Origin of the sequence: Microbacterium sp. BWT-B31, assembly GCF_041379855.1 — a bacterium.
GTDB lineage: Bacteria > Actinomycetota > Actinomycetes > Actinomycetales > Microbacteriaceae > Microbacterium.
The window spans coordinates 1-9,773 of sequence record NZ_JBFECU010000029.1 but is presented as its reverse complement, the minus strand read 5'-3'; the positions used below and the strand labels follow the sequence as shown (position 1 = coordinate 9,773).

General features: G+C 69.5%; 9 protein-coding genes and 1 tRNA gene. 9 read left to right on the top strand and 1 reads right to left on the bottom strand.

Features of this window, described 5'->3' with window-relative positions; genetic code table 11:
• From AB1K54_RS17170 to AB1K54_RS17130, 9 genes are all read left to right on the top strand, one after another.
• Positions 1–123, top strand: a 123-nt coding sequence (locus tag AB1K54_RS17170; protein ID WP_371203983.1) for an integrase core domain-containing protein, incomplete at its 5' end; no start/stop codon positions are given.
• 173 nt (positions 124–296) lie between these two features.
• Positions 297–1,271 (top strand): hypothetical protein, encoded by a 975-nt coding sequence (locus AB1K54_RS17165; protein WP_371203981.1) that lies wholly within the window; start codon positions 297–299, stop codon positions 1,269–1,271.
• A gap of 85 nt (positions 1,272–1,356) precedes the next feature.
• A complete protein-coding gene (locus AB1K54_RS17160) occupies positions 1,357–1,776 on the top strand; it encodes a hypothetical protein (protein WP_371203980.1) in 420 nt (139 codons plus the stop codon).
• 110 nt (positions 1,777–1,886) lie between these two features.
• On the top strand, positions 1,887–4,580 hold the full coding sequence (gene topA / locus AB1K54_RS17155; RefSeq protein ID WP_371203979.1) for a type I DNA topoisomerase: 2,694 nt from the start codon (positions 1,887–1,889) through the stop codon (positions 4,578–4,580).
• Positions 4,581–4,636: 56 nt separating this feature from the next.
• Positions 4,637–5,308, top strand: coding sequence for a dTMP kinase (tmk, locus tag AB1K54_RS17150; RefSeq protein WP_371203978.1), 672 nt, complete (start codon positions 4,637–4,639; stop codon positions 5,306–5,308).
• Positions 5,309–5,318: 10 nt separating this feature from the next.
• Positions 5,319–6,482: a DNA polymerase III subunit delta' gene (locus AB1K54_RS17145; RefSeq protein WP_371203977.1), complete on the top strand. Its 1,164-nt coding sequence runs from the start codon at positions 5,319–5,321 to the stop codon at positions 6,480–6,482.
• A 41-nt stretch (positions 6,483–6,523) separates the two neighbouring features.
• Positions 6,524–8,026, top strand: coding sequence for an alpha/beta hydrolase (locus tag AB1K54_RS17140; RefSeq protein ID WP_371203982.1), 1,503 nt, complete (start codon positions 6,524–6,526; stop codon positions 8,024–8,026).
• Between the two features lie 104 nt (positions 8,027–8,130).
• Positions 8,131–8,203 (top strand) — tRNA-Thr (locus AB1K54_RS17135).
• 55 nt (positions 8,204–8,258) lie between these two features.
• Positions 8,259–8,654, top strand: a complete 396-nt coding sequence (locus AB1K54_RS17130; protein WP_371203976.1) for a hypothetical protein — start codon at positions 8,259–8,261, stop codon at positions 8,652–8,654.
• 29 nt (positions 8,655–8,683) lie between these two features.
• Here the strand turns inward: AB1K54_RS17130 and AB1K54_RS17125 are convergent, their stop codons facing one another.
• Entirely contained in the window at positions 8,684–9,643 is a 960-nt protein-coding gene (locus tag AB1K54_RS17125; RefSeq protein WP_371203975.1) for an EamA family transporter, read from the bottom strand.
• Positions 9,644–9,773: the final 130 nt, after the last annotated feature.

Genomic DNA, 9,773 nt, shown 5'->3' with positions numbered 1-9,773 from the left:
CAGCAGCGAGCCGCAAGCTACCCCGCCTGGCTGCACCACTACAATCACCATCGACCCCACACCGGCATCGGAGGCCAAGCACCCATCGACCGCGTCCACAACGTCAATGGGAAGAACATCTAGCGCGAGTGCTGTTCCACCCGCTGCGGGTTTCAACAAGCCTTGTTCGCTTCCCGAACTGGCCTCGGGCTTTCGTCGTTGAGGGATGGGGTGGTCATGGCGTAGACGTAGAAAGTGCTCCTGGTCTGGGAGAATAGGACTTGTCTAGAGTACGAGGCGTCGTCACGCTGCCGGGAGTGAGATCACATCGTCGGGTACATGCCGCTCCGCCTCGCCATCGGTGGATCGACCGCGTCGCCGCGAACCGCGTCAACGCACAGGATCGGATCACCCGGATCGACCGCATCCTCGCCACCGATCCCGACCGTGACGACGAGCGTGTCGCGCGCCTTCGGAAGGAGGCCGAGTACCTCGAGAGGGTCGTCGCCGGCACCGTGCAGCTCTACCTGTACGACCACGACGCGTCACGCATCATCGAGATGATCGGCGCCCCCTCCGCAACGACGACGACCGTCGTCACTTCCGGGCCGGGCACCTACACCAGCCTGTTCAACTTCTACGACGGCGGAGTCCAGCAGGTCTCGAAACACCTGACCGACAAAGTCCCCGGCACGATCGCGTTCGTCTACAAGGACGGCCTCTTCCCCGGCGAGGACACGGCGACCGGTGGGATGAACGCCCTGAGGATCGGCGAGGCGAACGACGCCGACCGCGCCCGGAGCGCCGGGAAGCAGCTCGCCTCGTTCGAGGCGGGGATGCGGTCCGATCCGGTGCTGGGAGCGGCCCGACAGGTCGCGATCGGACACAGCTGGGGGCTCGCGAACGTGACCTCGTCCGAAGTCGCCGGCGCGCACTACGACAAGGTGGTGTCGCTGTCCGGTGCGGGAATGCTCCCCGAATGGCAGAAGAACCCGCAGACGACGTACCTGGATCTCTCATTCCGCGACATCCTGCAGTCCGGACAGGGCCTCGGCGTCGTCTGGGACGGAAACAACCCGCGCACGAACCCCGCGTTCGAGCACGGCGAGTACTACCGCGGACCCGACGACAAGTATCTTGATCCGGTGACGGTGCACACCATGGATGGACCCGTGACCACGTACGACGGGAGGGCCCTCGGCGTGCTCGTGGACAACCACAACCTGATCACACAGAACACCCCCTCCAACTTCCGTGTTCTCTTCGATCTGCAGAGATGGCTGGATGGCTAGGAACGCGCGGGTGAAGGTCGTTGCGATGTGCGGCGCGATCGCGATGCTGCTGTCATTGGCCGCGTGCGGCGACGAAGGAGGAGCCATGGATGACACGGCGACATGGCAGGACGCCAAAGCGGCCACCCAATCCATGGAGCTCGAGATCGCGCGGGTCGTCCCGGCGGACTCGATCGAGTCCACGGATCAGGCGGAGACGGGAACTCTGCTCGGCTGCAGCGGAGGCCGTCATCAGTGGACGGGTCAGACCGTGGTCCACCTCGTGCCCGGCACGGACGCCGAGGCGCTCGTGGAGAAGGTGATCGCTCGGTTCGAGGGCCGCGACGGATTCACCGCGGCCCCGTACACGACCCTGGACGGCGCCACGGTGGCCGAGATCGTCTCGTCCGATGGCGAGGAGCACTACTTCGCCGGGCCGTCCGCGAAGCCCGATCAGTTCGAGATACTCTCCGCGTCGCACTGCTTCACCCTCCCCGAAGACGTGTACCCCGGCGGCGACTTCTAGCGTCGCGGCTCGGCATCGCGCCGCGCGCTCCCGGGCCGAACCCTGATGGCGGCGGCGCGCGGTTCACAGGATCCGGCGTGTATGGTGTGCGTCGAAGAGAGGAAGCCCCGTTGGCTACAGGCAAGAAACTCGTCATCGTCGAGTCACCGACGAAGATGAAGTCGATTCAGGGATACCTCGGCGACGGCTACGAGGTGCTCAGCTCCGTCGGTCACATCCGCGACCTGGCGGACAAGAAGGACATTCCGGCCGAGTTGAAGGCCGCGTACGGCAAGTACTCGATCGACGTCGACAACGGATTCGACGCCTACTACGTCGTGAACGCGCGCAAGACCAAGACGGTCGCCGAGCTCAAGCGCGCGCTCAAGAACGCCGACGAGGTCCTGCTCGCCACCGATGAGGACCGCGAGGGCGAGGCCATCGCGTGGCACCTGCTCGAGACCCTCAAGCCCAAGGTTCCCGTCAAGCGCATGGTGTTCCACGAGATCACCAAGGAGGCCATCCGCGCCGCCGTCGACAACACCCGCGAACTCGACCTCGCGCTCGTCGACGCGCAGGAGACCCGCCGCATCCTCGACCGCCTGTTCGGGTGGGACGTCAGCCCCGTGCTCTGGTTCAAGGTGCAGCAGGGCACGTCGGCGGGCCGCGTGCAGTCCGCCGCGACACGACTGGTCGTCGACCGCGAGCGCGAGCGCATGTCGTTCGTATCGGCGTCGTACTGGGATCTGGCGACGACCGCGATCAAGGGCGCCGACGACTTCGCGGCCCGCCTCGCGCGCGTCGACGGGGCGCCCCTGGCCCGCGGCACCGACTTCGACGACGACGGCCGGCTCAAGAAGGCCGTGCTGGTGCTCGACGAGGCGCGGGCACGGGCGCTCGCGGCGGCCGTCGAGGCGGCGGGCGAGGCATCCGTCTCATCGATCGAGGCGAAGCCGGGAACCCGCAGCCCCAAGGCTCCCTTCACGACCTCTACCCTGCAGCAGGAGGCCGGGCGCAAGCTCTCGATGAGCGCGAAGCACGCGATGAGCGTCGCGCAGTCGCTGTACGAAGAGGGATACATCACCTATATGCGCACGGACTCGACCGCCCTGTCGACGCAGGCGGTTCAGGCCGCGCGCGCGCAGGCCGTCGAACTGTACGGAGACAAGGCCGTGCCGGCGAACCCGCGCACGTATCGCAACAACAGCAAGAACGCACAGGAGGCGCACGAGGCGATCCGCCCGTCAGGCGAGGCGTTCCGCACGCCGTCGTCGGTCGCAGGCGCCCTCAGCCGCGACCAGCTGCGTCTGTACGACCTCATCTGGAAGCGCACGCTCGCCAGCCAGATGTCCGACGCCAAGTACGAGACGACGACCGTGACCCTGGTGGCGGATGCCGCGGGCGAGAAGGCCGAATTCACCGCATCGGGCACCGTCTACACGTTCAAAGGCTTCCTCGAGGCGTACGAAGAGAGCCGCGACGAGAAGCGCGGCGACGCCGACAAAGCCGAGGACCAGTCGCTCCCGACGCTCGCGGTCGGCGACACGCTGCGTCTGCGCGACACCGAGGCCAAAGGCCACTCGACCACCCCCAAGCCCCGCTACACCGAGGCGAGCCTCGTGAAGGCGCTCGAAGAGAAGGGGATCGGCCGGCCCTCGACGTTCGCGAGCATCATCGACGTGATCCTCGCCCGCGGCTACGTCACCAAGCGCGGGCAGGCGCTCGTGCCGAGCTGGCTGGCGTTCAGCGTCGTGCGACTGCTGGAGCAGCACTTCTCCGACCTCGTCGACTACGACTTCACCGCGGCGCTCGAAGACGACCTCGACGCGATCGCCCGCGGTGAGCAGAAGCGCAGCGAGTGGCTCAACGAGTTCTACTTCGGCTCCGACCAGCAGGTGGGGCTTCGCAACGTGGTCGAGAACCTCGGCGAGATCGACGCGCGCGAGCTGAACTCGACGCGCATCGCCGAAGGCGTCACGCTGCGCTTCGGCAAGTACGGCCCGTACCTCGAGGTGACCGACCCCGCGAACCCCGACGCGAAGCCGCGCAACGTCAACATCCCCGAAGATCTCGCGCCCGACGAGCTCACGCCCGCCAAGGCGCAGGAGCTCATCGACGCCCCGATCGCCGGCGACCGCGTGCTGGGCGAGAATCCCGCCAACGGCAAGATCATCGTCGTCAAGGACGGCCGGTTCGGGCCCTATGTGCAGGAGGAGAACCCGGTCGAGCCGGAACTCGTCGACGAGGCGACGGGCGAGGTCGTCGAGGCGCCGAAGAAGCGCGGCGCGAAGAAGGATGCCGCGCCCAAGCCGCGCACCGCGTCGTTGTTCAAATCCATGAACGTCGAGACCGTCGACCTCGAGACGGCGCTGCGCCTGCTGGAACTGCCCCGCGTCGTCGGCGTCGACCCCGAGTCCGGCGCCGAGATCACCGCGCAGAACGGCCGATACGGCCCGTACCTCAAGCGCGGCACCGACTCGCGCACTCTGCAGAGCGAGCAGCAGATCTTCGACATCACGCTCGATGAGGCTCTGGCCGTCTACGCGCAGCCGAAGTACGGTGCCCGCGGCGCCAGTTCGGCGCTGAAGGAGTTCGAGGCCGACCCGACCAGCGGAAAGCCGATCAAGCTCAAGGACGGCCGCTTCGGCCCGTACGTGACCGACGGAGAGACCAACGCGACCATCCCGCGCGGCGAGGATGCGATGGAGGTCACCTTCGAGCGGGCTGTCCAATTGCTTGCCGACAAGCGCGCGAAGGGTCCCGCGCCCAAGCGCACGGCGGCGCGCCGCACGACGACCACCCGCAAGACACCGGCGAAGAAGTGACCTCGCGCGGTGACGGCGGCGCGCATGACGCCGACCGGGCGCAGCAGTCGGGTGCCATGACGCCGCGCGCAGACCGCGGCGTGTTCGTCACCTTCGAGGGCGGCGACGGGGTCGGCAAGACCACCCAGGCGGCGCTGCTGCAGGAGTGGCTCGAGTCCGGGGGGCGCACGGTCGTGCGCACGCGCGAGCCGGGCGGCACCGAGGTCGGCGTCCTCGTGCGCGACATCGTGCTGCACCACCGCGGCGAAGTGGATGCCCGCGCCGAGGCGCTGCTGTACGCCGCCGACCGGGCGCACCACGTCGCGACGGTCGTGCGTCCCGCACTCGCCCGCGGCGAGGTCGTGATTCAGGACCGCTACCTCGACTCGTCGGTGGCCTACCAGGGCGCAGGCCGGGTGCTCGGTCGCGACGAGGTGCGGCGGCTGTCGCTGTGGGCGACCGAGGGTCTTCTTCCCGACCTCACCGTGCTCCTCGACCTCGATCCGGCCGCCGCGCGCCGACGCCTCGACGCCGCCGACAAGCCGTTCGACCGGCTCGAGGCCGAGAAGGCGGCGTTCCACGACAGCGTGCGCGCCGAGTTCCTCGCGCTCGCCGCGGCCGAGCCGCAGCGCTTCCTCGTGCTGGACGCGGCACGTCCGCAAGGCGAGCTGGCCGCGGCCATCCGCGATCGTGTGAGCCGGCTCCTCGACGGGGGAGCGGATCCGCTTCGCGTCGGTGCCCCCGGTTAGGCTGAACACCATGGATGCCACGGCCGACGCCGACCTCGCCGAGCTGCCCTGGGGCGCGGTGTGGGGTCAGCAGGCCGCCGTCGAGGTGCTGCAGGCCGCGGCATCCGACTCGCAGAGCATGACCCACGCGTGGCTCATCACCGGCCCGCCCGGATCGGGCCGCTCGACGCTCGCCTACGCGTTCGCCGCCGCCCTGATCGCCGAGCCCGGCGACGAGCAGACCATGCGCCAGGTGCTCGCCCGAACCCACCCCGATCTCACGGCGCTGCGCACCGAGGGCGTGATCATCTCGATCAAAGACGCCCGCGCCCTGGTCGAGCGCTCGTACTTCGGCCCGTCGCTGGGTCGGCACCGCGTGATCGTGATGGAAGACGCCGACCGCATGGCCGAGCGCACGTCGAACGTGCTGCTGAAGGCCCTCGAAGAGCCGCCCGAGCGCACCGTCTGGATCCTGTGCGCGCCCAGCGACGCCGACCTGCTGCCGACGATCCGATCCCGCGTGCGCACGCTCCGCCTGCGCGAGCCCGACGTCGCCGAGGTCGCGCGACTGATCGCGCGGCGCACCGGGGTCGACATCGCGACGGCCGAGCAGTCCGCACGGCACGCGCAACGCCACATCGGCATGGCCCAGAGGCTGGCGACGGATGCCGCCGCCCGAGCGCGCCGTGACGCGACGCTGCGCGGCGCACTGGCCGTGCGCGGCGTGGGCGACGCCGTCGAGGTGGCGGGCCGCATCGTGCAGGCCGCGACCGACGACGCCAAGGCGCTCACCGCCGAGCGTGACGAGGCCGAGCGCGCGAGCCTGCTGCACACGCTGGGGATCGCTCCCGGCTCGCCGGTGCCCCCGGCGGTGCGCTCGCAGCTCACCGCGCTCGAAGACGACCAGAAGCGCCGCGCGACGCGGAGCCTTCGCGACGGCATCGACCGGGTGCTCACCGACCTGCAGTCGATGTTCCGCGACGTCGTCGTGCTGCAGTTCGGCCGCGACGACGATCTCGTCAACTGCGAGCTCGAGCCCGAGCTGCGCTCTCTCGCTGCGGCGTGGACGACCGAGCGCACCCTGGTCGTGCTCGACCGCGTGTCTGAGACGCGCCGCAACCTCGATCAGAACGTCGCGCCGACCCTTGCCCTCGAAAGCATGCTCGTCACCGTCGCCAGTGGGAGGACCCTGTGACCGCCAACATCGCCCGCCGCGCGCGGCGCCTCGCCATCGTCATGGCGGGCCTCGCCACGGCATCCCTCGTCCTGTCCGGATGCCTGTACTCGATGATCCCCGAGTCGCAGCCGTCGCCGACCAAGAGCCCCGACACCGAGAACGTCGCGGCCGAGCTGCTGCCGTACTACGGCCAGAGCCTCACCTGGGACTCGTGCGGCGACGAGTTCGAGTGCGCGACCGTGGTCGCGCCCCTGGACTGGCAGAACCCCGGCGACCGCGACATCGACCTCGCGATCATCCGGCACCGGGCGACGGGACAGTCGCAGGGCGCGCTGTTCATCAACCCCGGTGGCCCCGGGGCCAGCGGCGTGGACTTCGTGCGCGACTCGATCACGTACGCGACGAGCGAGCGGCTGCGCGCGGCATACGACATCGTCGGCTTCGATCCGCGCGGCGTCCAGGCCTCCACGGCGGTGCAGTGCTTCGATGCGCCCGCGATGGACTCGTTCCTGTTCGACATCCCGGCGGGGGAGCGCAACAGCGACCAGTGGACCGCCGAGCTCGAGGCTGCGAATGCGGACTTCGCCCAGGCGTGCGACGAGAACAGCGACGGCATCCTGCCGTTCATCACGACCGAGAACGCGGCGCGTGACCTCGATCTGCTGCGCGCCGTGCTCGGCGAGCGCACCCTGACCTACCTCGGCTACTCGTACGGCACCTCGCTCGGCGCGACCTACGCGAACCTGTTCCCCGAGCGGGCCGGGCGGCTCGTGCTCGATGGGGCCGTCGACCCGTCGATCCCGTCGCTGGATATCGGCACGACCCAGATCATCGGCTTCGAGTCTGCGCTGCGGGCCTACATGGCAGACTGCCTGAGCGGCGACGACTGCCCGTTCTCGGGCACGGTGGACGACGCCCTGGCCGACCTCAACACGCTCTACGCGAGCGTCGATCGCTCGCCGATCCCCGCGGCGGACGGGCGGCTCCTCGGCGCCGACTCGCTCAACACCTCCGTCATCACGGCGCTGTATTCGCAAGAGAACTGGCCCTACCTCACGCAGGCCCTCACCGACGTGCTGGCCGGCGACGCGGAGTTCGCGTTCATCCTCGCCGACTTCTACTACGACCGCGAGAACGGCGTGTACACGACGAACAGCACCGAGGCGTTCATGGCGTACAACTGCATGGACTATCCGCTGGACGCCACCGATGAGGAGCAGGCCGCCGCCGAGGCGCTCATGCGCGCCGAGGCGCCCACCATCGCAGAGTTCAACCTCGGTCCCGACCCGTGCGAGCAGTGGCCGTACCCGCCGACCGGGGTGCGCGAGCCCATCACCGCGGAGGGCGCCGCGCCGATCGTCGTGGTGGGCACGACGAACGACCCGGCGACGCCGTACGCGTGGTCGGTGTCGCTGGCCGAGCAGCTGTCGTCGGGTGTGCTGGTGACCCGCGTCGGCGAGGGGCACACCGGCTACAACAAGGGCAACGCCTGCGTCGACGACGCGATCGACTCCTTCTTCATCGACGCAACGGTGCCCGAAGACGGCCTGCGGTGCGAGTGAGCGCGGACGCGAGCAGTCCGGACCCGCTCGGGGGCCGGGCCTGGTTCGCGAGTGGTCTCGCGAACCTGTAAGATCGATGATCGTGCAACGCGCAAGCGAAGCGCGCCACCTTAGCTCAGTCGGCAGAGCGATTCACTCGTAATGAATAGGTCAAGGGTTCGATTCCCTTAGGTGGCTCGAACAGAAACGGCCCGGGTTCGCCCGGGCCTTTTCGATACCACGGGGAGGCCGGATGGATCACGTGCTCGATGCCGTCCTCGAGATCTTCGCGTGGGTCGGAATCGGCGCGGGTGTCGTGTTCGGCATCCTCGCACTGGTGGTGCGCGCCGTCGACGGGAGTTGGGCGCCGGTCCACGTGGTCATCGAGGACGCGGACGGCGGCCGCGTCGCCCGCTGGTTCGCCGATGACGGCCGCGTCGGCGAGGCGAGGCTGTCGCCGCACGACGATCAAGCGCTCGCCGGCAAGGACGCCGCCGATGTCTACGCCCGCCGTGGGTCGAACGATCGCGTGCGGCTCGAGCGCACCTCACGCCGCGTGCGATTCACCGCGAGCCTCGCCGCGAGCCTTGCGGCGCTCGGCATCCTGGCGCTCGCCGGGTCGTGGGTGCTGCTCTTCGCCCGCGGCTGACCCGCCGGGTCGCGTCATCGGCCGCCGCGTCAGCCGACCGCGAGCAGTGCGCCCGCGACGAGCGCGAGGGCGAGTCCGGCCCACTGCACCGTCGCGATGCGCTCGCGCAGCACGATCGCCGCGAGCAGGATCGTCCCGGCCGGGTACAGCGCGGTCAGCGCCGACACGATCGACAGGTCGCCGAGCCGGAGCGCGACGAGCATGATCGCGTTCGCGGCGGCATCCAGCACCCCGCACGCGAGCGCGAGCCAGAGCGCGCGCGCACGATCGGGGAGCACCCGCGCGGGTGGCGCCATCGACACGTGCTCGAGGTCGGCGTGGCCGCTGGGCATCACGCCGACCGCGGGCGCCGAGACGTCCAGGACGGATGCCGCCTCCCGCCCGCGCCGCACGGCGGCGATCGCGAGCCCGGCCACGAGCGCACCGGTGACGACGCTGCTGGTCGCGCGGCTCATGACCAGCGGCACGAGCCCGCTCGCGTGGCTGGTCTGATCGATCACGATGAGGAATCCGCCGATCGCTGCCCCCGCGCCGACGGCCATGACGATGCCGCGCACCGATGGCCGCACCGCCTTCTCGCCCGGGATGAACCCCACGAGCACCACGGCGACGAGGGCGACGCCGAGGCCCGCGTACCCCAGGGGTGAGAGCGTCTCGCCGTTGACCAGGAGTCCCCACAGCATGGGGGCGATGGCTGAGACCACGGCGGTGAGCGGCGACAGGATGCTCATCGGCCCGATCGCGAGGCACGCGTAGAGCAGCGCGACGGCGACGATGCCGAAGACGCCCGCGATGATGCCCCACGCGACGTCGGCTGCGCTCCACACGCCGCCCAGGAGCGGCAGAGCGAGAACCAGCGCGACGAGGCCGGCGCACGCCGACACCGCCGTGACGACGATCGAGCGCAGGCGCTTCGCTGCGAGTCCGCCGAGAAAGTCCGCCGAGCCGTAGACGAGGGCGCCGGCGAGTGCGACGAGGGCCGAGAGCATTCGCCCAGCCTAGATGAGTGAGTCCGTTTGCCCTGATCGTCGTTGATGCGGCGTGGACGCTGTTAATGGCTGGCGGAGGGTGTTAACCCCGGTGTGTGAAAACTGAACTCAACACCCTCCTGATCACACT